Origin of the sequence: Pseudomonas muyukensis (genome assembly GCF_019139535.1) — a bacterium.
Classification (GTDB): domain Bacteria; phylum Pseudomonadota; class Gammaproteobacteria; order Pseudomonadales; family Pseudomonadaceae; genus Aquipseudomonas; species Aquipseudomonas muyukensis.
The window spans coordinates 5,081,928-5,104,876 of the sequence record NZ_CP077073.1 but is presented as its reverse complement, the minus strand read 5'-3'; the positions used below and the strand labels follow the sequence as shown (position 1 = coordinate 5,104,876).

Below are 22,949 nucleotides of genomic sequence, written 5' to 3'. Positions count from 1 at the left end.
ATGCCCGGCCGCTGTCTGCTGGATGCGGCCGGGTGCAATGGGCGTTAGTAGTCGATAGGGTCGCGCACGATCGGGCAGGTCATGCAGTGGCCGCCGCCGCGGCCCCGGCCCAGTTCGCCGGCGCTGATGGTGATGACCTCGATCCCGGCCTTGCGCAGCAGGGTGTTGGTGTAGGTGTTGCGGTCATAGCCGATGACCACGCCCGGCTCGATGGCCACCACGTTGTTGCCGTCATCCCACTGTTCGCGTTCGGCGGCGAAGCTGTTGCCGCCGGTCTCGACCACGCGCAGCTTGACCCCCAGTTGCTCGCCGACCACCTCGATGAACGACTTGTTCTCGCGGCGCACATCCATGCCGTAGGGCTTGCTTTCGTCCGGGCGGATGATGAACGGCACGATCTCCCTGACCACTTCAGGGAAGACCGTGACCAGGTCGCGGTCGCAGAAGCTGAACACGGTGTCCAGGTGCATGGCGGCGCGGGACTTGGGCAGGCCGGCGACGATGACCTTCTCTACCGCGCCCTTGGCGAACAGGTTCTGCGCCAGCTGGCCGATGGCCTGGCGCGAGGTGCGCTCGCCCATGCCGATGAGCACGATACCCTTGCCGATCGGCATCACGTCGCCGCCCTCGAGGGTGGCGTTGCCGTGGTCCTTGTCCGGATCGCCGTACCAGACCTGGAAGTCGCCTTTTTCGGTGAACTCCTTGTGGAACTTGTAGATCGCGGTGGTCAGCAGGGTTTCCTGGCGTCGCGCCGGCCAGTACATCGGGTTCAGGGTCACACCGCCGTAGATCCAGCAGGTGGTGTCACGGGTGAACTGGGTGTTGGGCAGCGGCGGCAGGATGAAGCTGGAGTGGCCCAGGTAGTCGTTGTACATCTTGACCACGCTGGCGCCCTCGCTTTCCGGCAGGTCCTGGCCGGCCACACCGCCGATCAGGAACTCGGCCAGGTGGCGCGGGTCGAGGCCTTCGAGCCAGCTGCGCACTTCATTGGTGAGGCCGACGCCCACGGTGTCGGAGGTGATCTTGCGGTCGAGAATCCACTTCAGCGCCTCGGGCTGCTGGACGATATCGGTCAGCAGGTTGTGCATCTCCAGCACATCGACGCCGCGCTCGCGCATCTTGGTGACGAAGTCGAAGTGGTCGCGCTTGGCCTGGTCGACCCAGATCACGTCGTCGAACAGCAGCTCGTCGCAGTTGCTCGGGGTCAGGCGCTTGTGCGCCAGGCCCGGGCTGCAGACCATCACTTTGCGCAGTTTGCCGGCTTCGGAATGGACGCCGTATTTCTGTTTCTCAGTGGACATGGTGAATCCTCCGGTAAAGCGAAGACGTGGGGTTCAGAGAGTCAGGAAGCCGTCGTAGAGCCCGTAGGCCGCCACCAGGGCGCCTAGCACCACGGCGGCGAAGATCAGTTTCTCGACGTTGGTGAAGATCGGTTGGCCGACTTCGCGCTTGGCCTTGGCGAACAGGATGGCGCCAGGGGCATAGAGCAGGGCCGAGAGCAGCAGGTATTTCACCCCGCCGGCGTACAGCAGCCAGATGGCATACAGCAGGGCGATGGCGCCGATGATCAGGTCTTTCTTGCGCTCGGCCAGGGCCTGTTCGTAGGTCTCGCTGCGCACCGCCAGGAGCACCGCGTAGGCGGCCGACCACAGGTAGGGCACCAGGATCATCGAGGTGGCGAGGTAGATCAGCGACAGGTAGGTGCTGTTGGAGAACAGGGTGATGACCAGGAAGATCTGCACCATGGCGTTGGTCAGCCACAGGGCGTTGGCCGGCACGTGGTTGGCGTTCTCGCGGCGCAGGAACTCCGGCATGGTGTGGTCCTTGGCCGCGGCGAACATGATCTCGGCGCACAGCAGCACCCAGGAGAGCAGGGCCCCGAGCAGCGAGATGATCAGGCCGACGCTGATCAGCACCGCGCCCCAGTGGCCGACGACGTGCTCGAGCACCGCGGCCATCGACGGGTTCTGCAGCTTGGCCAGTTCCGGCTGGGTCATCACGCCCAGCGACAGCACGTTGACCAGCACCAGGAACAGCAGCACGGTGACGAAACCGATGACCGTGGCCTTGCCGACGTCGGAGCGTTTTTCCGCCCGGGAGGAAAAGATGCTCGCGCCCTCGATGCCGATGAACACCCACACGGTGACCAGCATCATGTTGCGCACCTGGTCCATCACGCCGCCCAGCTCCGGTGTGCCCAGGGCCCAGATATCGGCGGTGAAGATGTCGAGCCTGAAGGCGAACAGGCAGATCAGCGCGAACAGCGCCAGCGGCACGACCTTGGCCACGGTGGTGACCAGGTTGATGAACGCGGCTTCCTTGATGCCGCGCAGCACCAGGAAGTGCACGGCCCACAGCAGCACCGAGGCGCCGATCACCGCCGCCGGGGTATTGCCTTCGCCGAACACCGGGAAGAAATAGCCCAGGGTGCTGAACAGCAGCACGAAGTAGCCGACGTTGCCCAGCCAGGCGCTGATCCAGTAGCCCCAGGCCGAGGAAAAGCCCATGTAGTCGCCGAAGCCGGCCTTGGCATAGGCATATACCCCGCCGTCAAGGTCGGGCTTGCGGTTGGCCAGGGTCTGGAACACGAAGGCGAGGGTGAGCATGCCCACCGCGGTGATGGCCCAGCCGATCAGCACGGCGCCGACGCCAGCGCTGGCGGCCATGTTTTGTGGCAACGAGAAGATCCCGCCGCCGATCATCGAGCCGACGACAAGTGCAACAAGTGCACCCAGTTTTAGTTTTCCGGGAGAATCAGACATTTAACGACTCCGTACCAGGAGAAAGTTGACCTCAGAATAAATCTGACGCCTGGATCATTCGCTGACTTAGATCAGTTCATGCCCGCATGAAGGTAAGAAAAATCCCTCATGCGTCTCCTGGAGGATGCCGACAGCTTCGCCGCAGGCCTTGTGCGCTGGCACCTCCATGTCCTTCTAGAGCAAACGCTCCGTTTCGCCTGCGAAATGAGAAGTTAGTCTCTTTTAGGGTTTTCGCAAATTTTTCACAGTAAACAGCGACAGGTTTAGGCGAGCTGCCAGGCACTTCGCAACTGTCATTTTTAACAGGAAGCGGCTATAGACATTCCGGTTATGAGTGCTATAGGTTTAATGGCTCGATTCAATAAAGAACTTGTAACATTTATGTTGGTTAATACGTTCACGCGCACGCGCGCACGAGGAGCCCCATGAGCGAACCGGGACAGAAGCTGCGCCTTGGCGCGCTGATCGCGCTGGTGGTCGGATCGATGATTGGCGGCGGGATCTTCTCGTTGCCGCAGAACATGGCGGCCCGCGCGGATGTGGGGGCAGTGCTGATCGGCTGGGGCATCACCGCGGTGGGCATGCTGGCACTGGCCTTCGTGTTCCAGAGCCTGGCCAACCGCAAGCCCGAGCTGGACTCGGGGGTGTATGCCTATGCCAAGGCCGGCTTCGGCGAGTACATGGGCTTTTCCTCGGCCTGGGGCTACTGGATCAGTGCCTGGCTGGGCAACGTCGGCTACTTCGTGCTGCTGTTCAGCACCTTGGGCTTCTACTTTCCGGTGTTCGGCCAGGGCAACACCCCGGTGGCCATCGGCTGCGCCTCGTTGTTGCTGTGGGCCGTGCATTTTCTGGTGTTGCGTGGCATCAAGGAGGCGGCGTTCATCAACCAGGTGACCACCGTGGCCAAGGTGGTGCCGCTGCTGATCTTCATCGTCATCGCCGCGGCTGCCTTTCGCGCCGACATCTTCACCCGGGACATCTGGGGCCTGAGCAACCCGCAGTTCGGCAGCGTCATGGAGCAGGTGCGCAACATGATGCTGGTGACGGTGTTCGTGTTCATCGGCATCGAGGGGGCGAGTGTCTATTCGGGGCGGGCGCTGCACCGTTCGGATGTGGGCAAGGCCACGGTGATCGGTTTTCTCGGGGTGCTGGCCCTGCTGGTGCTGGTCAACGTGCTGTCGCTGGGGGTGATGACCCAGCCGGAGCTGGCCGGGTTGCAGAACCCGTCGCTGGCCTCGGTGCTGGAGCATATCGTCGGGCCCTGGGGCGCGTTGCTGATCAGCATCGGCCTGGCGATATCGCTGCTGGGGGCGCTGCTGTCCTGGGCGCTGCTGTGTGCCGAGATCCTGTTCGCCACCGCGCGTGACAAGACCATGCCGCAGTTCCTGGCGCAGGAGAACGCCAACCATGTGCCGGCCAATGCCTTGTGGCTGACCAACGTGATGATCCAGGGCTTCCTGCTGATCACCCTGTTCTCGGCCGGAACCTACACCAGCCTGATCTACCTGGCCTCGTCGATGATCCTGGTGCCGTACTTCTGGTCGGCGGCCTATGCGGTGTTGCTGACGTTCAAGGGCGAAAGCTACCAGGGGCAGCCGGGGTTGCGGCGCAAGGACATGCTGGTGGCGCTGATCGCGTTGCTGTACGCGGTGTGGCTGCTGTATGCCGGTGGGCTCAAGTATGTGCTGTTGTCGGCGCTGCTGTACGCGCCGGGGGTGATCCTGTTCGCCCAGGCCAAGCGTGAGCAGGGGCAGGTGTTGTTCACCGCCTGGGAGAAGCTGATCTTCGCGGCGGTGCTGGCGGGGGCGGGGTTGGCGGCATATGCGTTGTATTCGGGGCTGTTGAGCCTGTAGGCGCAGGTGTGTTGGTCGGCATCCGACCGCGTAGGCGCCAGCCTTGCTGGCGAACACCGGCGTAGCCGCTGCCATGCAGCGCGTCGCCCTGATGCTTGAGTGGCGTGCGCGATGATGCTCACCATCGCGCTGGCGCCGAACCCAGCTCGACAGCCCCCGAGCCCCAGTCCATCGATGCTTGGCCCACCTTCAGCGGTGCCTTGAGTCGCTGTGCCTGGCCCCAGGGCGTGCGTTCGATGTGCGCGGCGAGGTCCTCGGCCGACTCCGCCGCCAGCGGCAGGTCCTCCTCCACCGTCCCGTGCTCGACCAGCAACTTGGCGGTACGGGCCAGCGACAAGCGACTGCGGCAGCCTGCACCGCTGCGCAGGCGTTCGTCCAGCGCCCGTATCGCTTCCGCTGCCATCAGGTAACCGGTGGCATGGTCCAGGGCCTGCACCGGCAAGGGCACTGGCCGCTCGGCCTGCTGCCAGCGCATGCCCTCGCGGGCGATGCCGGTGCTCATCTGTACCAGGCTGTCGAAGCCGCGGCGATGCTGCCAGGGACCGCTCCAGCCGTAGGCATTGAGGCTCACGTCGATCAGCCCGGGGTTGCGCTGGCGGCGCCATTCAGCGCCCAGGCCGAGCTCGTCGAGGGCGTCGGCGCGGTAGCCGTGGACCAGGATGTCGGCGTCGGCCAGCAGGCTGGCAAAAGTCTGCCGCCCCTCCTGCGTGCGCAGGTCCAGGCGCGCGCAGCGCTTGCCCAGGGTGACTTCCGGCGCCACCGCAGGTTCCGCCCAGCCGGGCGGGTCGATGCGCAGCACCTGGGCACCGAAGCCTGCCAGCAGGCGGGTGGCGATGGGGCCGGCGAGGATGCGGGTGAGGTCAAGTACCTTGACCCCGGCCAACGGCCGGTTGGCGTCGCCCAGCCAGTGGCCGGGCCGTCCCGGGCCGGGCTCGCGCAGGATCAGCGGCTCCTGGTTGACCGCCAGGCCCTGGGGGTGCATGCACCAGTCCAGCCAGGTACGCATCCGCGCCGCGCAACCGCCGGCCTCGACCACGGCGGCCTCCAGTGCATCGCCAGGCCAGTCGGCCACCTGCCTGGCCACGCTGGCGCGCTCGGCGGGGGTGCCAAGGACCTGCAAGGCGGCGGCACGATGATGCGCGGCATTGGTGTGCAGGCGAATCCAGCCGTCGCGGGTGCGGTAGTCGCCGGCGACGGCATCCCACAGGGGCGGGGTCTGCCAGCCATGGGGGCGCAGGCTGCTGGCGAACCAGAACGAGGCCAGGCGGCGGTCGACGCTGACCAGCGGGCAGCTGCCCTGCTGGCTTTCGAGCAAACGGGCCAGGGCCAGGCCACAGGCGGCGATGCTGGCGCCGGCCAGTTCGCTCACGGCGAATGTCGAGGGCAGGGCGCCAATCCCCTGCCAGCGCGCGGCGGCGGGGTCGAGGGTGAGGGCTTGGGCGATGCTGTCGAGCAACGGTGGCATGCAGGATCCTCCTTCGTGGATCCCATTTCAGCCCATCCGCCGTCGGGGTGCAAACCCCTCAGCGTTGCAGTTCGGCCGAGCCGGCCGGGGTCGGGCGCTCGGGGCGCGACCAGATCCACAGGTTGCCCAGGGCCATGCCGCTGATGGCCAGGAACACCGGCCAGTGGTGCTCGAGGACGGTGAGCATGACGCCTGCGCACAACAACATGCTGAGCGTCGCGCTGACCTTGGCGCGACGCTGGATCACCTTGCCGTTGCGCCAGTTGTACAGGATCGGCCCGAACAAACGGTGGTTTTCCAGCCAGGCCGACAGGCGCGGCGAGCTGCGGGTGGCGGCCCAGGCAGCGAGGAGGATGAACTCGGTGGTCGGCAGCCCGGGGATGACGATGGCGACCAGGCCTATGCCCAGGCTCGCATAGGCCAGGATCGCATACAGCAGGCGGGATACTTTGGAGCGGGCGATTCGGGTCATGGTCTCACTGCAACGGTGCGGCCGCCCGCAGGCGGCCGGGTAAAGCGTGTCAGGCCAGCGCCGCGTCGGCGGCATAGGCATGCTTGAGCAGCTCGGTGAAGCGCTCGAAGGCAGCGACCGCGCCACGTTCGGCGGCGGCGTCTTCCTCGGGCGACAGTTCCAGGCTGTCGAGAATGCGGGTGAACTGCTTCCAGCCTTCGGCACGGCCACCGGCCGGCTCGCCCAGGTGGCGGGCGCCGAAGGTCTCGGACAGCTCCAGGGCCACGGCGCGCTTGATCAGGAACGCGGCGCCCAGTTTGGAGCCTTCGGAGACGAAGATCCAGCCCAGGGCTTCACCCAGGCTGGGTTTGCCCAGGGCGCCGGCGAAGGGCGCCGGGACTTCGGTGTCCAGGTCGGCCAGGTCCAGGCGGGCCTGCTCGGCGCGGCAGCGCTCGGCGAGGTCCGGGACGATGGCGATCAGCTGTGGGTCGGTGTACAGCGCCTGCAGCTCGGACTGGAACAGGTACTGGGCGACGACGAAGCGGGCGAAGCTTTCGCGGCTGTCGAACGGCTTGTGCGACTTGACCAGGGCGTCCAGCTCGGTGTGCGGGGCGTGGGTCACCTGGTTGAGGCGCTGGGAGCGCAGGGCGGCGCGTTCGGAGGAAGGGGCGGTCATGGGGCATCCTTGGAAAATGGGGCTGTCTAGTGACAAGACGAAAGAGAAGACGCGGAACAGTAAAAAAACCTCACCTGCGAAGTGAAATCATTCTCACGGGGCGCAACGCATCGCGGCGCAAGCCCGCTCCCCCGGACGACCTGAGGGAGCGGGCCTGCGCCGCGATGGCGAGCTCAACCGGTCAGATGTCCCACACCAGGTTGATGGCGAAGTTGCGCCCCGGAGCGGTCAGGCGATCGAGGTTGGCCGGCTGGGTTGCGGCCGCTTCGCTCTGGCCATTGGGGCTGCCGACCATGGCGTACTTGCGTACATCGTCCCACTGCCAGTACTTCTTGTCGGTCAGGTTGTAGACGCCGCCGTTGATGGTCAGGTCGTCGCTGATCCGGTAGAAGCCGGTCAGGTCGAGCACGCCGTAGCCTGGGGTGCGGAAGTCCGAGCTGGAACCATCGGGGGCGAAGAACTTGCTGTCGTCCACGCGGTTCTTGCGCTTGACCACGGTCCAGCTGAGCTGGCTGCCGTAGTCTGGCTGCTCGTAACCGACACCGAACACGCCGGTCAGCGGGTTGACGCTGTTCAGTGGTTGGCCGGTGTCGTCATTGCGGCCATAGGCATAGGCGATGGAACCGATGCTGTACAGGCCCTCCGGTGCGCCGAAACGGTCCAGGTTCAGGCGGCCCTTGACCTCGGCGCCCTTGATGGTGGCGTGCTTGATGTTGCTGGTCTGGAAGGCGCTGCCCAGGTTGGAGGACTTGACGGCTTCTTCGTTGATGAAGTCGCGGTACTTGTTGTAGAACACCGCCACATCGAAGCTGCCAGCATCGAAGTTGCCGCGCAGGCCGGTTTCGTAGCTCTTGCTCTTTTCAGGCTGCAGCCCTGGGTTGGGCTCGACCACGTAGCCGCCGGCGGGGTTCTCGAAGCGGCCCCAGATGGCCTTGGCGCTCGGGGTGCGGAAGCCCTCGGCGTACTGGCCGTACCAGGTGTAGTTGTCGTTGAAGGCGTAGGTCACGCCGAGCTTGGGCGAGACGCGGTGCCACTTCTTGTTCTCGTCGTTGCGGCTGGTCTCCGGGGTTGGGCTGGAGTCCTGGGCGCCGCGCAGGTATTCGGCGGTCATCTTCGGATCGATGCGGGTGTAGTCGTAGCGCGCGCCGGGCAGGAAGGTCCAGTTGTTCCAGCGGATCTCGTCCTGGACGAACACGCTGTAGGTTTCGATGGTCGGGTCGGGGAAGTCGCTCACCGGCGCTTGGTAGTCGGCCGGGCTGTTCTGGCCAACGGCGCGACAGCTGCCACCCACCACCAGGCAGGTACCGCTGCCGGTGCGCAGGCCGGTGACTTTCTCGTGCTTGAACGTTGTGCCATAGGTCAGCAGGTGCTCGGTGGCGCCGAGGCTGAACGCTTTGTCCAACTGCGCATCAAGCACCCATTGGCGATCTTTGTACGTGGTGTCGCGCTGGCGTTGCACGGTGCGGCTGAACGGGAAATAGATTTCCGAGGTGGCCTGGTCGGTCTTGGCGATCTGGTAGTTCAGGCTCCATTTCAGGTGATCGGCGACCAGCGAATCCAGGCCGAACTCATGATCGATGCCGAAGCGTTCACGGGTGACCGTGTCGTTGCCGGTGCGGCTGCGGTACATGCCCAGGGGGCGGCTGCCATCGAAGGGCCCGCCTATGGCGCTGAGGATGTTCTGGTCGCGGTCGTCCTTGTAGCGCTCGTAGGTAAAGCCCAGGCGCGCGTCGTCGGCGTAGTTCCAGCCCAGCTTGGCCAGCACGTTGGTGGTGCGCACGTCCTCGGGGTTGGCCTTGGTGCGGTTGATGCCGGTACCGCCATGCTCGCCGTAGGACTCGGTCTCGTGGCCGTTGCGTTGGCTCAGGTGCAGCAGGCCATCGACATCACCGTGGCGGCCAGCGACGGTGGCGGAGGTCAACCAGCTTTCATCGACCGAGCTGTAACCGGTCTTCAGGCGGGCGCCGACGTCCTTGCCCGGCTTGATGATGTCTTCGGGGTCAAGGGTGAAGTAGCTGACCGCACCGCCGATGGCGTTGCTGCCGTAGAGCACCGAGGCGGGGCCGCGCAGGATCTCGACCCGCTTGACCACCTCGGGATCGACGTAGTTGCGCTGGGTCTGGGCAAAGGGCCCGTAGAAGAAGCTGTCGGGAATCGACACGCCGTCCACCTGGGTCAGCACCCGGTCGCCGTCGATGCCACGGATGTTGTAACCGTTCAGGCCGCTGCGCTGGCCGGTGCCAGACACCGACACGCCGGGCTCGTAGCGCACCAGTTGCTTGATGTCGTTGACGTTCTGCCGGTCCAGTTGCTCGCGGGTCTGCACGCTGACGGTGCTCGGCACCTGGCTGACGTCCTGGGCGCTGCGGGTGGCGCTGACGGTCACCTGCTGCAGGGCGATGGTGTTGCCGGCGGCCTGGCGTTCGAGCACCACATTGGCGTTGCCGATCTTCCGATAGCCCAGGCCGGTGCCGCGCAGCAGGCGCTGCAACGCCGCTTCCGGGGCCAGTGCGCCCTGTACGCCGGGCGAGGCCACGCCGTCGGCCAGTTCGGCGCTGAAGCCCACCTGCCAGCCGGTGACCTGGCTGAAGGCATTGATGGCCTCGACCAGCGGTTGCTGGGCAATGGCGAAGCGGTAGTCGCCCATGCGCGGGCTGCTGGCCTGGGCCGGCTCCACGGCCAGGGCCGGCAGGCTGCAGGCGCCGCTGGCGAGCAAGGCCAGGGTCAACAGGGACAATTGCCCGCAGCGGCGGGAAGAAGAGGACGGGCGGGTTTGACCTGTGGGCATCGAGAGCGCTCCCTGTCGCGCGAAGTGTTATAGGCAGTGGCTGTTCTCGTTTTCGAACGAGAATCAATCGTATTGGCTATAACGAGACGGGCCAGGGCAGGCGATCGCGTAAAAAAACTTTTGCGTCAGTTGAGAATGACCAGCGCCGGGTATTCGTGCAGCTGTGCCGAGGTGATGTGGGCCAGGGCGCGCAGGGTTTCCAGCGGCTGGTCGAGGCGGTAGTTGCCGGTGACCGCAACCTGCTCCAGGTGCGCGTTGCGGCTGATGATCCAACCGGGGTAGTAGCGGCGTACTTCGGCGAGCACCTGGCTCAGCGGGCAGTTCTCGAATACCAGGCGGCCTTCGACCCAGGCCAGATCCTTGTGCAGGTCGGGGCGCTGGGGTTGGCTGAAACCCTGGGGGCCGAGGCTGATGCTGTCGCCGGCGCGCAGGCGGATGCGCTGGTCGCTTGCGCCTTGCAGGTCGACATCGCCGCGCTGCACGCGCACCTGGGCCTCGCCATCGAGGTAGCGCACGGCGAAGTCGGTGTCGCGCACGCTGGCGCGCAACGGCCCGGCCTGGACTTCCAGCGCCGGTTGGCTGCTGGCCGGCACCTGGAAGTAGGCCTCGCCTTGCAACAACCGGGCGACCTGGCGGCCATCGCGCACATCGCTGGCAAAGGCCGAGTTGGTGTTGAGCAGCACCTGGGCGCCGTCGTCCAGGTGCAGGCGCTGGCGCTCGCCGACCACGGTCAGGTGGTCGGCCTGCAGGCGCACCGGCAGGTTGCCGAAGGTGAACAGCCCGACCAGCAGCACGGCGGCGCTGGCCAGCGGTTTCCAGTGGCTGCGCAGGCGCCCGCCCAGCGAACGCTTGCGCTGCAGGTGCAACTGGTCGGCGGCCTGGCGCAGCGCCGCGCCGTTCCATAGCGCTTCGGCCTCGACATAGGCTTCGGCGTTTTCGGCATTGGCGCCGAGCCACTGCTCGAAGGCCTGGGTGTCGTCGACGTCGGCGCATTGCAGGCGGATCAACCAGTCCAGCGCTTCTTCGCGGGCACGGGCGCGAGCGTCAGGCGCGGCGGCTGTCGGGCGAGGTGGGGACGGGTCGGTCACGGGGGATCCTTGCGGGGTGCGGTTTTTGCGCATGATCTGCGCAGGCCCGGCGCATGGCAAGGGCTTTGCGCACGCCAGCGGCGAGCGGTCGCATCACTGGTGACGGTCGGCCACGCCCATGCAGATGGCCATGATCAGTTTCAGTTCCTTCTGCACCGTGCTGGCCGAAACCTGCAACTGCTCGGCGATTTCCAGGTAGCTGGCACCGTGCAGGCGGCTGAGGACGAAGATGCGTTGCTGGCGCTGGCTGAGCTGGCCCAGGCTCAGGCTCAGGTGCTTGAGCAGCTGTTCGGCGTGGGCGGCGTCCTCGCTGCTGCCCAAGGGGGCGGCGACGTTGTGCAGCACCTGGTCGGGCACGTCGTCGACCAGGGTACGGGCCTGCACCCGGCGCGCGCGCAGGTGGTCCAGGGCGAGGTTGCGCGCGGTCTGGAAGACGAACGGCTCGAGGTGCTCGATGGGGCGCTCGCCCAAGGCGCGGGTCACCCTCAGGTAGGTTTCCTGCAGCAGGTCCTCGGCGGTGCTGGGGTTGCCCACCATGCGCTGCAAGGTACGCAGCAGGCTGAGGCGCTGGACGAGGAAAACTGAGTTGAACCGGGACTGACTCACGGGGAAACCTGGCCGCTTTGGGGTGAATGATAATGCTTATCATCCGTGGCCCAGGTCAAGCGGGGAAATGTCACGAACAAGTAAATATTGCGGCTAACGCGATCCCTGTAGGCGCGGCCTTGTGTCGCGGTAGGGCCGCGCAGCGGCCCCAGCAATATCTGCATCCACATCGAAATCCTGGGGCCGCTGCGCAGCCCTATCGCGACACAAGGCCGCTCCTACAGGGACCGTGCAAAACGTCACCTGGCGTTGAACAGCGCCAGGCAGTTGTCGAGCATACGGTTGGAGAAGCCCCACTCGTTGTCGTACCAGGCCAGCACCTTGAGCATGCGCCCGTTGGCGCGAGTATGGTTGGCGTCGAAGATCGACGACAGCGGGTTGTGGTTGAAGTCGCACGACACCAGCGGCAGGGCGTTGTAGCCCAGCACCCGCGAATGGCGGCTGGCCTCGAGGAACAGCTGGTTGACCTCCTCGGCGCAGGTCTCGCGGGCCAGGTTGACGGTCAGGTCGACCAGCGACACGTTGATCACCGGTACCCGCACCGCCATGCCGGTGAGCTTGCCGGCCAGTTCCGGCAGCACCAGGCCCACCGCCTCGGCGGCGCCGGTCTTGCTCGGGATCATCGACTGGGTGGCCGAACGGGCGCGGTAGGGGTCGCTGTGGTAGACATCGGTGAGCACCTGGTCGTTGGTGTAGGCGTGGATGGTGGTCATCAGCCCCTGCTCGATACCGAACTCGCGGTGCAGCACCTGGGCGATCGGCGCCAGGCAGTTGGTGGTGCACGAGGCGTTGGAGATGACCTGGTGCGAGGCGCGCAGCACGTCGTGGTTGACGCCGTAGACCACGGTGGCGTCGGCGCCCTTGGCCGGGGCGCTGACGATCACCTTGCCGGCACCGGCTGTCAGGTGCGCCGCCGCCTTGGCGCGCTCGGTGAACAACCCGGTGCACTCGAACACCACGTCGATGCCCAGGGCCTTCCACGGCAGTTCGCTGGGGTTGCGGATGGCGCTGACGGCGATGCGGTCGCCGTTGACGGTGAGGCTTTCGTGGTCGGCCTCGACGCTGGCATCGAAGGTGCCGTGGACGCTGTCGAACTTGAGCAGGTGGGCGTTCATCGCGCTGTCGCCCAGGTCGTTGATGGCGACGACCTGCAGGTCCTGGCGGTAGCCGTGCGTGTAGAGTGCGCGCAGGACGTTGCGTCCGATGCGGCCGAATCCGTTGATGGCGATGCGTAGGGTCATGACGTTACCTCTGGCAGTCGGGTGAAGCCTGTGGCACAAAGGACAGCTTCACTGAAACGGTTTTGTTGTTGGAATAACAAGATTATTCACCGAGAGATAGAAAACAAGCCTTTTTGCTGGCAGTATTTTGTTTAAACATACAACGAGTGGTTGGGTCACCCTGTCGCAAACGGGCCGCGAGCCTCTATCCAGAGCCTAGGTCGCAATCGTTTGGAGGGGCAAACCCTGGTAAAACCGCCCTTACCGTTAGCCTGGAGTCCAGTACATGCACCCGCGCATCCTTGAGGTCACCGAACGGCTCATCGCCCGCAGCCGCCGTACCCGTGAACGCTACCTTGAGCTGATCCGTGGGGCGGCCAGTGAAGGCCCCATGCGCGCCCAGTTGCAGTGCGCCAACTTCGCCCACGGCGTGGCGGGCTGCGGTGGGGACGACAAGCAGACCCTGCGGCTGATGAACGCCGCCAACGTGGCCATCGTCTCGGCCTACAACGACATGCTCTCGGCGCACCAGCCGTACCAGCACTTCCCCGAACAGATCAAACAGGCGCTGCGCGAGATCGGCTCGGTCGGCCAGTTCGCCGGTGGCGTGCCGGCCATGTGCGACGGCGTGACCCAGGGCGAACCGGGCATGGAGCTGGCCATCGCCAGCCGCGAAGTGATCGCCATGTCCACTGCCATCGCGCTGTCGCACAACATGTTCGATGCCGCGCTGATGCTGGGCATCTGCGACAAGATCGTGCCGGGCCTGATGATGGGTGCGCTGCGCTTCGGCCACCTGCCGACCATCTTCGTCCCCGGCGGGCCGATGGTCTCGGGCCTCTCCAACAAGGAGAAGGCCGATGTGCGCCAGCGCTATGCCGAGGGCAAGGCCAGCCGCGAGGAGCTGCTCGAGTCGGAGATGAAGAGCTACCACAGCCCCGGCACCTGTACCTTCTACGGCACCGCCAACACCAACCAGCTGGTGATGGAAGTGATGGGCCTGCACCTGCCGGGGGCTTCGTTCGTCAACCCTTACACGCCGCTGCGCGACGCGCTCACCGTCGAGGCCGCGCGCCAGGTCACGCGCATGACCAAGGCCAGCGGCAGCTTCATGCCCATCGGCGAGATCGTCGACGAGAAGGCGCTGGTCAATGCCATCGTCGCCCTGCACGCCACCGGTGGCTCGACCAACCACACCCTGCACATCCCGGCCATCGCCCAGGCTGCCGGTATCCAGCTGACCTGGCAGGACATGGCCGACTTGTCCGAGGTGGTACCGACGCTGTCCCACGTCTACCCCAACGGCAAGGCCGACATCAATCACTTCCAGGCCAGCGGCGGCATGGCCTTCCTCATTCGCGAGCTGCTCGATGCCGGCCTGTTGCACGAGGACGTCAACACCGTGGCCGGCCATGGCCTGCGCCGCTACACCCAGGAGCCGTTCCTGGAGCAGGGGCAGTTGGTGTGGCGCGACGGCCCCCAGGCCAGCCTCGACGAAAGCATCCTGCGCCCGGTCGCGCGGCCGTTTTCCGCCGAGGGCGGCCTGCGCGTGATGGAGGGCAACCTGGGCCGTGGGGTGATGAAGGTCTCCGCCGTGGCCCCCGAGCACCGCGTGGTGGAGGCTCCGGCCCGGGTGTTCCACGACCAGCAGGCGCTGGCCGATGCGTTCAAGGCCGGCGAGCTGGAGCGCGACCTGGTCGCGGTGGTGCGCTTCCAGGGCCCGCGTTGCAACGGCATGCCCGAATTGCACAAGCTGACACCTTTCCTCGGTGTGCTGCAGGACCGCGGCTACAAGGTGGCGCTGGTCACCGACGGGCGGATGTCTGGCGCCTCGGGCAAGATCCCGGCGGCCATCCATGTGTGCCCGGAAGCCTACGACGGCGGCCCGCTGGCACGGGTACGCGATGGTGATATCGTGCGCGTCGATGGTGCCGAAGGCACGCTGCGGATCATGGTATCGGCCGAGGAACTGGCCAGCCGTGAGCTGCCCACGCCGCCCACGGGCAACGACCTGGGCTGCGGGCGCGAGCTGTTCGGCTTCATGCGCGTGGCGTTCAGTTCCGCCGAACAGGGCGCGAGCGCCTTCACTTCGGCCCTGGAGAACCTCAAATGAAGGCCTTGCTGGTCGGCGACATCGGTGGCACCAACGCACGTTTCGCCTTGTGGCGCGACAACGAGCTGCAGGCGGTCCAGGTGCTGGCCACCGCCGACTACACCAGCCCCGAGCAGGCCATCGAGGCCTACCTGGCCGACCAGGGTATCGCCCGTGGCGGCCTGGCGGCGGTGTGCCTGGCGGTGGCAGGGCCCGTGGACGGCGACGAATTCCGTTTTACCAACAACCACTGGCGCCTGAGCCGCAGCGCGTTCTGCCAGACGCTGCAGGTCGAGCGCCTGCTGCTGATCAACGACTTTTCCGCGATGGCGCTGGGCATGACCCGCCTGCGTGCAGGCGAATTTCGTGAAGTCTGCGCAGGCCGCACCGACCCGTCGCGCCCGGCGCTGGTGATCGGCCCCGGCACCGGCCTGGGCGTGGGCAGCCTGCTGCGCCACGGTGAGCACTGGCTGGCGCTGCCGGGGGAGGGCGGGCATGTCGACCTGCCGGTGGGCAATGCCCGCGAGGCGGCGATTCATCAGGAAATCCATCGGCAGATCGGCCATGTCAGTGCCGAGACGGTGCTCAGTGGCGGTGGGCTGGTGCGCTTGTACCAGGCGATCTGTGCCCTCGATGGTGCCACGCCGACGCACAAGACCCCGGCGCAGATCACCGACGCGGCGCTGGGCGGCGAGCCACGGGCGCTGGCGGTGGTCGAGCAGTTCTGCCGCTTCCTCGGCCGGGTGGCGGGCAACAATGTGCTCACCCTGGGCGCCCGGGGCGGGGTCTACATTGTCGGGGGGGTGATCCCGCGCTTCGCCGAACTGTTCCTGCGCAGTGGCTTTGCCGCCAGTTTCGCCGACAAGGGCTGCATGAGCGGCTACTTCGCCGGGGTGCCGGTATGGTTGGTGACGGCGGAGTTTTCCGGGTTGCTGGGGGCCGGGGTAGCCTTGCAGCAGTCGCTGGTTCACTGATCCTCATCGAGGGAGCGGGCCTGCCCCGCGATGAGGACCCAACAGCAGGCATGAAGACCTGCGTTTACAAGAGGGCTGACCATTGTGACCACTGCCGGCAAATCGATCCTGATGGTCGACGACGACCAGGATATCCGCGAACTGTTGCAGACCTACCTTGCCCGCTGCGGCTTGCAGGTCCATGCCGAACCCGATGGCCAGGGCTTTCGCCGCGCCCTGGACGCCACCCCCTACGACCTGGTGATCCTCGACGTGATGCTGCCCGACGAGGATGGTTTCAGCCTGTGCCGCTGGGTGCGCCAGCACCCGCGCCAGGCACGGGTACCGATCATCATGCTCACCGCCAGCTCCGATGAGGCCGACCGGGTCATCGGCCTGGAGCTGGGCGCCGACGACTACCTGGGCAAGCCCTTCAGCCCGCGCGAGTTGCAGGCGCGGATCAAGGCCCTGCTGCGCCGCGCCGACTTCGGCCAGGCCGCGCCGGCCAGTGCCGTGCTGGCCTTCGACGACTGGCGCCTGGACACCGTCAGCCATCGCCTGTTCCACCGCGACGGCGAGGAGGTGATTCTCTCCGGTGCTGACTTCGCCTTGCTCAAGCTGTTCCTCGACCACCCACAACAGATCCTCGACCGCGACACCATCGGCAACGCCACCCGGGGCCGCGAGCCGATGCCACTGGACCGTATCGTCGACATGGCGGTGAGCCGCCTGCGCCAACGCCTGCGCGACACCGACAAGCCGCCGCGGCTGATCCGCACCGTGCGTGGCAGTGGCTACCTGCTGGCGGCCCATGTCTGCGCGGGCTAGCGACGGGCGCTGGCGCCTGCTGCCGCGCTCGCTGCTGGGGCGCATGCTGCTGCTCACCTTGCTGGTGGTGTTGCTGGCCCAGGGCTTGTCGAGCCTGATCTGGGTGGCGCAGTTGCGCGCCAGCCAGTTGCAGGGATTGCGCGCCAGCGCCAGCAGCCTGGCCCACTCGATGAGCGCCAGCGTCAGCTACTTCCGCTCGTTGCCGGTGGCGTATCGGCCGATGGTCCTCGACCAGTTGCGCAGCATGGGCGGCACGCGCTTTTTCGTCTCGCTCAACGTCAAGCCGCTGGACATGTCGGTGCTGCCGGTGACGCCGCGCAAGCAGGCGGTGATCGAGGTGTTCCAGGACGTGCTGCACGAGCGCCTGGGCCAGCAGATGGAGATTTCCGTCGAATTCGTCAGCCCGGACGATCTGCGCATCTTCAACAGCGGCCTGAAACTCGATGAGCTGCCTCGCTCCTGGGCGCACTACTCGTTGACCCTGGAACCGCTCAACCCCCCGGTGCTGGTGACCCAGATCCGCCTGGGCGAAGGCGAGTGGCTGTACATCGCCTCGTTGCTGCCCGAGCCCTACACCAGCCTCGAGGCCGAGCGCCTGCCGCGCCAGCAGATCGGCTTCATCGCCCTGACCACTGCCTTGTTGTTGCTGTTCATCGGTTTGCTGGTGCACTGGCAGAGCCGGCCGCTCAAGCGCCTGGCGCGGGCGGCGCGGGAGTTGTCGCTGGGCGCCGACGTGGCGCCGGTGGCCGAGGGCGGCGGCAGCGAGGTGGTCGAGGTGGGGCGGGCATTCAACAGCATGCGCGAGCGCATCAGCCGCTACCTGACCGAGCGCGCCCAGCTGTTCAGTGCGGTGTCCCACGACCTGCGCACGCCGATCACCCGCCTGCGCCTGCGGGTCGAACTGCTCGAGGACGAGCAACTGCAAGCGAAATTCAGCCGCGACCTCGACGAGCTGGAGCTGCTGGTCAAGGGCGCCTTGCAGTGCGTGAAGGACACCGACATTCACGAGAACATCGAGCCGATCGACCTCAACCAGGTGCTGGAGATGCTCGCCGAGCCTTACCTGGGCGATGGTCGCATCACCCTCGAGGGACGGGCGCTGGCGCCGTATTTGGGCAAGTCACTGGCGTTGCGGCGCTGCATCGGCAACCTGATCGACAACGCCATCAAGTACGGCGAACGGGCGCAGCTGCGGATCCTCGACAGTGCCGAGAGCTTCGTCCTGCAGGTGGACGACCAGGGGCCGGGGGTGCCGGAACAGCGCCTGGAGCAGGTCTTCGAGCCGCACTTCCGGCTGGCCGGGCAGCAGCAGGGCTATGGGCTGGGGCTGGGGATCGCGCGCAACATCGCCCACAGCCATGGTGGCGAGGTGAGCCTGTTCAACCTGCGTGAGGGTGGGTTGCGGGTGACCTTGTACCTACCCCGTACAGCCGAATGACGCGATCCCCTGTAGGAGCGGCCTTGCCGAGGCGTCGGACCGGTCGGAAAGGGCCGCAGAGCGGCCCCAGGATCTCGGCGCAGATACTGAAATTGCTGGGGCTGCTTCGCAGCCCTTTCGCGACACAAGGCCGCTCCTACAGGGGCCTGATGTCACTACATGGTGACAATTCGTCGAGCCTTCGTGACATGCCAGCCAGGACGGCTGACTAGACTCGGCTGACAACAACAAGGAAGACATCGCCCATGGCCAACCGCTGGATCGACTCCCCGACACACCGTGCCTGGCTCGACGCCGAGGCCCTGCGCCTGCTTGCCTTCGCTAGAGCCTCGCGCCTGCCCCAGGGTTTCGGCAACCTCGACGACGCAGGTCGTCTGCCCCGTTGCGCCCTGGCCGAGACCTTGAACACCGCGCGCATGAGCCACAGCTTCGCCCTGGCGCATATCCAGGGTGTGCCGGGGTGTCGCGAACTGGTCGAGCATGGTGTCCAGGCCCTGCAAGGCCCGCTGCGCGACCAGGAGCACGATGGCTGGTACGCGCAGCCCGAAGGTCATGGCGACACCGCCAAGGCCGCCTACCTGCATGCCTTCGTCGCCCTGGCCGCCAGCTCGGCGCTGGTGGCGGGTGTCACACAGGCCCAGGCCCTGCTGGATGCAGTGGTCCAGGTCATCGAGCAGCGCTTCTGGTGCGAGGAGCAGGGCGCCTGGCGCGAGTCGTTCTCCCGCGACTGGCGGCAGGTGGAGGCTTACCGGGGCGCCAACAGCAACATGCACGGCGTCGAAGCGTTTCTCGCCCTGGCCGATGTGACCGGCGACACGCGGTGGCTGCGCCGCGCCCTGCGGATCGTCGAACGCTTGATCCTCGCCCAGGCCGCCGCCGACGGTTTTCGGGTCACCGAGCATTTCGACGCGCACTGGCAGCCATTGCCCGACTACAACCGCGACAACCCCGCCGATGGCTTTCGTCCCTACGGCACCACGCCAGGTCATGCCTTCGAATGGGCGCGCCTGGTGCTGCACCTGGAGGCGGCCCTGCAACGGGCGCGGTTGCCGGTGCCCAGCTCATTGCTGCCGGCCGCCAGGGGCCTGTTCGACGGTGCCTGCCGCCATGCTTGGCAAGCCGATGGCGCGCCGGGGTTGGTCTATACCCTCGACTGGCACGAGCGCCCAGTGGTGCGCGAGCGCCTGCACTGGGTGCATGCCGAGGCCAGCGCCTGCGCCGCGGCCCTGCTGCAACGCACCGGCGAGGCGCAGTACGAGGGTTGGTATCGCTGCTTCTGGGAGTTCATCGCCGCGCACTTCATCGACCCCGTGCATGGCAGCTGGCACCACGAGCTCGACCCGTCCAACCAGCCCAGCGCGCGTATCTGGGGTGGCAAGCCCGACCTTTATCACGCCCTGCAGGCGCTGCTGCTGCCACGCCTGCCGTTGGCGCCCAGCTTGGCTTGCGCCCTGGCTATGTAACCAACTGATGACATTCGCCCATCCGTTCGTTACCTGGCGCCGCGCGCGACCTCCCTACACTCCATGCCATGCAAGCGACAGTCTTGCCGCGCATAACAACAAGAAAGGTATTCCCATGCATCCAACGCTTCGTCTCGCCGCCGCGATCTCCTTCGCTTCCCTGTTCTCCCTCAGTGCCCAGGCCGCCGACTCCAAAGGCAGCGTGGAAGTCGTCCATTGGTGGACCTCCGGCGGTGAAAAGGCCGCGGTGGATGTGCTCAAGGCCCAGGTCGAGAAAGATGGCTTCACCTGGAAGGACGGCGCCGTTGCCGGTGGCGGTGGCGCCACCGCCATGACCGTGCTCAAGAGCCGCGCCGTGGCCGGCAACCCGCCTGGAGTCGCGCAGATCAAGGGCCCGGATATCCAGGACTGGGCTGCCACCGGGCTGCTCGATCCCGACGTACTCAAGGAGGTGGCCAAGCAAGAAAAGTGGGACAGCCTGCTCGACAAGAAAGTGGCCGACACCGTGAAGTACGACGGTGACTACGTGGCCGTGCCGGTCAACATCCACCGCATCAACTGGCTGTGGATCAACCCGCAGGTGTTCAAGAAGGCCGGTATCGACAAGGCCCCGAGCAATCTCGACGAATTCTACGCCGCCGCCGACAAGCTCAAGGCCGCCGGTTTCATCCCGCTGGCCCACGGTGGCCAGCCGTGGCAGGACAGCACGGTGTTCGAGAGCGTGGTGCTCTCGGTCATGGGCGTTGACGGGTACAGGAAGGCCCTGGTCGAGCTGGACAAGGATGCCCTGACCGGCCCGGCAATGGTCAAGGCCCTCACCGAGCTGAAGAAGGTCGCCACCTACATGGACCCCGACGGCAAGGGCCAGGACTGGAACCTGGAAGCGGGCAAGGTCATCAACGGCAAGGCCGGCATGCAGATCATGGGCGACTGGGCCAAGAGCGAGTGGACCCTGGCCAAGAAGACCGCCGGCAAGGACTACCAGTGCGTGGCCTTCCCCGGCACCGACCAGGCCTTCCTCTACAACATCGACTCGCTGGTGGTGTTCAAGCAGAAGGACAAGGGTACTGCGGCGGGCCAGCAGGACATCGCGCGCAAGGTATTGGGCGAGGACTTCCAGAAGGTCTTCAGCATCAACAAGGGCTCGATCCCGGTGCGCAACGACATGCTTGCCGACATGGGCAAATACGGCTTCGACAGCTGCGCCCAGACTGCGGCCAAGGACTTCCTGGCCGACGCCAAGACTGGCGGACTGCAACCGAGCATGGCGCACAACATGGCCACCAGCCTGGCGGTACAGGGCGCGTTCTTCGATGTGGTGACCAACTACATCAACGATCCCAAGGCCGATCCTGCCGATGCGGCGAAGAAGCTCTACGCGGCGGTGAAGGCGGCTCAGTAGGCGCGGCTTCAGCCACGATGCAGGCAACGCGGTGTCCGTCACCCGCTTCGCGGGTGATCGCGGCTAAAGCCGCTCCTACAGGGCTATGTTCGTTTTCGAAACGAGATCATGAACCATGACCACAGCAACCGCCCGCCTGCGGGCTTCCCCCCTGGACGCGCTGCAGCGCTGGCTACCGAAACTGGTGCTGGCGCCGAGCATGTTCATCGTCCTGGTGGGCTTCTACGGCTACATTTTGTGGACCTTCGTCCTCTCGTTCACCACCTCGACTTTCCTGCCCACCTACAAGTGGGCGGGCCTGGCGCAGTACGCCCGGCTGTTCGACAACGACCGCTGGTGGGTGGCGAGCAAGAACCTGCTGCTGTTCGGCGGCCTGTTCATCGGCATCACCCTGGCCATCGGCGTGTTCCTCGCCGTGCTGCTCGACCAGCGCATCCGCCGCGAAGGCTTTATCCGCACCATTTACCTCTACCCCATGGCGCTGTCGATGATCGTCACCGGTACCGCCTGGAAGTGGCTGCTCAACCCCGGCATGGGCCTGGACAAGCTGCTGCGCGACTGGGGCTGGGAAGGCTTTCGCCTGGACTGGCTGATCGACCCCGACCGAGTGGTCTACTGCCTGGTGATCGCTGCCGTGTGGCAGGCCTCGGGCTTCATCATGGCGATGTTCCTCGCTGGCCTGCGCGGCGTCGACCCGTCGATCATCCGCGCCGCCCAACTCGACGGCGCCAGCCTGCCGCGCATCTACTGGACCGTGGTGCTGCCCAGCCTGCGCCCGGTGTTCTTCAGCGCGCTGATGATCCTGGCGCACATCGCCATCAAGAGCTTCGACCTGGTCGCGGCGATGACCGCGGGCGGGCCGGGCTACTCCTCGGACCTGCCGGCGATGTTCATGTATTCGTTCACCTTCAGCCGTGGGCAGATGGGCATGGGTTCGGCCAGCGCCATCCTCATGCTGGGCGCGATCCTGGCGATCATCGTTCCCTATCTGTACTCCGAACTGCGGGGCAAACGCCATGACTAGTCCTGTCGACAAACCCGCGCTGAACCCCGGCCGCCTTGCGATCCACGCAGTGCTGCTGCTGGCGGTGCTGCTGTACCTGGTGCCATTGGTGGTCATGCTGCTGACCAGCTTCAAGACCCCCGAAGACATCGGCAGCGGCAACCTGCTGAGCTGGCCGGCGGCATTCACCGGCATTGGCTGGGCCAAGGCCTGGGCCACGGTCAACGGCTATTTCCTCAACTCGATCCTGATCACCGTGCCGGCGGTGCTGATCTCCACGGCCATCGGCGCGCTCAATGGCTATGTGTTGTCGATGTGGCGCTTCCGTGGCTCGCAGCTGTTCTTCGGCCTGCTGCTGTTCGGCTGCTTCCTGCCGTTCCAGACCGTGCTGCTGCCGGCCTCGTTCACCCTCGGCAAGCTGGGCCTGGCCAGCACCACCAGCGGACTGGTGCTGGTGCATGTGGTCTATGGCCTGGCCTTCACCACGCTGTTCTTTCGCAACTACTACGTGAGCATCCCCGAGGCGCTGGTCAAGGCCGCGCGCCTGGATGGCGCCGGGTTCTTCACCATCTTCGGGCGGATCATCCTGCCGATGTCGACGCCGATCGTCATGGTCTGCCTGATCTGGCAGTTCACCCAGATCTGGAACGACTTCCTGTTCGGCGTGGTGTTCTCCAGCGGCGACTCGCAACCGATCACCGTGGCCCTCAACAACCTGGTCAACACCAGCACCGGGGCCAAGGAGTACAACGTCGACATGGCTGCGGCGATGATCGCCGGGCTGCCGACGCTGCTGGTCTATGTGGTCGCAGGCAAGTATTTCGTGCGCGGGCTGACTGCCGGCGCGGTCAAGGGGTAAGT

The 22,949-nt window shown here is 66.0% G+C and carries 18 protein-coding genes; 9 read left to right on the top strand and 9 right to left on the bottom strand.

The genetic code is table 11. The features are described from left to right. Window positions 1-44 precede the first annotated feature (44 nt). Both arcA and arcD (KSS95_RS22630) read right to left on the bottom strand, forming a co-directional pair. On the bottom strand, window positions 45-1,301 hold the full coding sequence (gene arcA / locus KSS95_RS22635) for an arginine deiminase (RefSeq protein WP_217849804.1): 1,257 nt from the start codon (window positions 1,299-1,301) through the stop codon (window positions 45-47). Window positions 1,302-1,334: 33 nt separating this feature from the next. Then, window positions 1,335-2,762 (bottom strand): arginine-ornithine antiporter, encoded by a 1,428-nt coding sequence (gene arcD / locus KSS95_RS22630; protein WP_217849802.1) that lies wholly within the window; start codon window positions 2,760-2,762, stop codon window positions 1,335-1,337. 425 nt (window positions 2,763-3,187) lie between these two features. Here arcD (KSS95_RS22630) and arcD (KSS95_RS22625) point away from each other — a divergent pair, with 425 nt between their 5' ends. Beyond that, window positions 3,188-4,615 carry an arginine-ornithine antiporter gene (gene arcD / locus KSS95_RS22625; protein ID WP_217849800.1) on the top strand — a complete coding sequence of 476 codons (1,428 nt, stop codon included), beginning with the start codon at window positions 3,188-3,190 and terminating at the stop codon, window positions 4,613-4,615. A 118-nt stretch (window positions 4,616-4,733) separates the two neighbouring features. On the opposite strand, the gene KSS95_RS22620 is transcribed toward arcD (KSS95_RS22625), so the two are convergent. The 7 genes from KSS95_RS22620 to gap all read right to left on the bottom strand — a co-directional run bounded on the left by KSS95_RS22620 (window position 4,734) and on the right by gap (window position 12,930). Next, complete coding sequence (locus tag KSS95_RS22620; RefSeq protein WP_217849799.1) at window positions 4,734-6,080, bottom strand: CoA transferase; 1,347 nt, start codon at window positions 6,078-6,080, stop codon at window positions 4,734-4,736. A gap of 58 nt (window positions 6,081-6,138) precedes the next feature. Further along, window positions 6,139-6,552 (bottom strand): YbaN family protein, encoded by a 414-nt coding sequence (locus KSS95_RS22615; RefSeq protein ID WP_217849797.1) that lies wholly within the window; start codon window positions 6,550-6,552, stop codon window positions 6,139-6,141. A gap of 49 nt (window positions 6,553-6,601) precedes the next feature. After that, window positions 6,602-7,207 (bottom strand): biliverdin-producing heme oxygenase, encoded by a 606-nt coding sequence (locus KSS95_RS22610; RefSeq protein WP_134691693.1) that lies wholly within the window; start codon window positions 7,205-7,207, stop codon window positions 6,602-6,604. 181 nt (window positions 7,208-7,388) lie between these two features. Further along, a complete protein-coding gene (locus KSS95_RS22605) occupies window positions 7,389-9,995 on the bottom strand; it encodes a TonB-dependent receptor (RefSeq protein ID WP_217849795.1) in 2,607 nt (868 codons plus the stop codon). Window positions 9,996-10,120: 125 nt separating this feature from the next. Further along, the gene (locus tag KSS95_RS22600; protein ID WP_217849793.1) at window positions 10,121-11,083 is read right to left on the bottom strand and encodes a FecR family protein; all 963 of its coding nucleotides are present in this window, start codon (window positions 11,081-11,083) and stop codon (window positions 10,121-10,123) included. Window positions 11,084-11,176: 93 nt separating this feature from the next. Next, window positions 11,177-11,689 (bottom strand): RNA polymerase sigma factor, encoded by a 513-nt coding sequence (locus KSS95_RS22595; RefSeq protein WP_217849791.1) that lies wholly within the window; start codon window positions 11,687-11,689, stop codon window positions 11,177-11,179. A 239-nt stretch (window positions 11,690-11,928) separates the two neighbouring features. Then, window positions 11,929-12,930, bottom strand: a complete 1,002-nt coding sequence (gap, locus tag KSS95_RS22590) for a type I glyceraldehyde-3-phosphate dehydrogenase (protein ID WP_217849789.1) — start codon at window positions 12,928-12,930, stop codon at window positions 11,929-11,931. Between the two features lie 265 nt (window positions 12,931-13,195). Between gap and edd the strand changes: the two genes are divergently transcribed. From edd to KSS95_RS22550, 8 genes are all read left to right on the top strand, one after another. After that, window positions 13,196-15,022 (top strand): phosphogluconate dehydratase, encoded by a 1,827-nt coding sequence (edd, locus tag KSS95_RS22585; protein WP_217849787.1) that lies wholly within the window; start codon window positions 13,196-13,198, stop codon window positions 15,020-15,022. Continuing rightward, the gene (locus tag KSS95_RS22580; protein WP_217849785.1) at window positions 15,019-15,975 is read left to right on the top strand and encodes a glucokinase; all 957 of its coding nucleotides are present in this window, start codon (window positions 15,019-15,021) and stop codon (window positions 15,973-15,975) included. The genes edd and KSS95_RS22580 overlap by 4 nt, the downstream gene beginning before the upstream one ends. Before the next feature lie 111 nt (window positions 15,976-16,086). Next, entirely contained in the window at window positions 16,087-16,782 is a 696-nt protein-coding gene (locus tag KSS95_RS22575) for a response regulator (protein WP_290445348.1), read from the top strand. Beyond that, window positions 16,766-18,220, top strand: coding sequence for an ATP-binding protein (locus KSS95_RS22570; protein WP_302467658.1), 1,455 nt, complete (start codon window positions 16,766-16,768; stop codon window positions 18,218-18,220). The genes KSS95_RS22575 and KSS95_RS22570 overlap by 17 nt, the downstream gene beginning before the upstream one ends. 245 nt (window positions 18,221-18,465) lie before the next feature. After that, window positions 18,466-19,683, top strand: a complete 1,218-nt coding sequence (locus KSS95_RS22565; protein ID WP_217849777.1) for a D-mannose isomerase — start codon at window positions 18,466-18,468, stop codon at window positions 19,681-19,683. A 115-nt stretch (window positions 19,684-19,798) separates the two neighbouring features. Beyond that, window positions 19,799-21,085, top strand: coding sequence for an ABC transporter substrate-binding protein (locus KSS95_RS22560; RefSeq protein WP_217849775.1), 1,287 nt, complete (start codon window positions 19,799-19,801; stop codon window positions 21,083-21,085). A 115-nt stretch (window positions 21,086-21,200) separates the two neighbouring features. Further along, window positions 21,201-22,109, top strand: coding sequence for a carbohydrate ABC transporter permease (locus KSS95_RS22555; RefSeq protein ID WP_217849773.1), 909 nt, complete (start codon window positions 21,201-21,203; stop codon window positions 22,107-22,109). Next, entirely contained in the window at window positions 22,102-22,947 is an 846-nt protein-coding gene (locus tag KSS95_RS22550) for a carbohydrate ABC transporter permease (protein ID WP_217849772.1), read from the top strand. The genes KSS95_RS22555 and KSS95_RS22550 overlap by 8 nt, the downstream gene beginning before the upstream one ends. Window positions 22,948-22,949 lie beyond the last annotated feature (2 nt).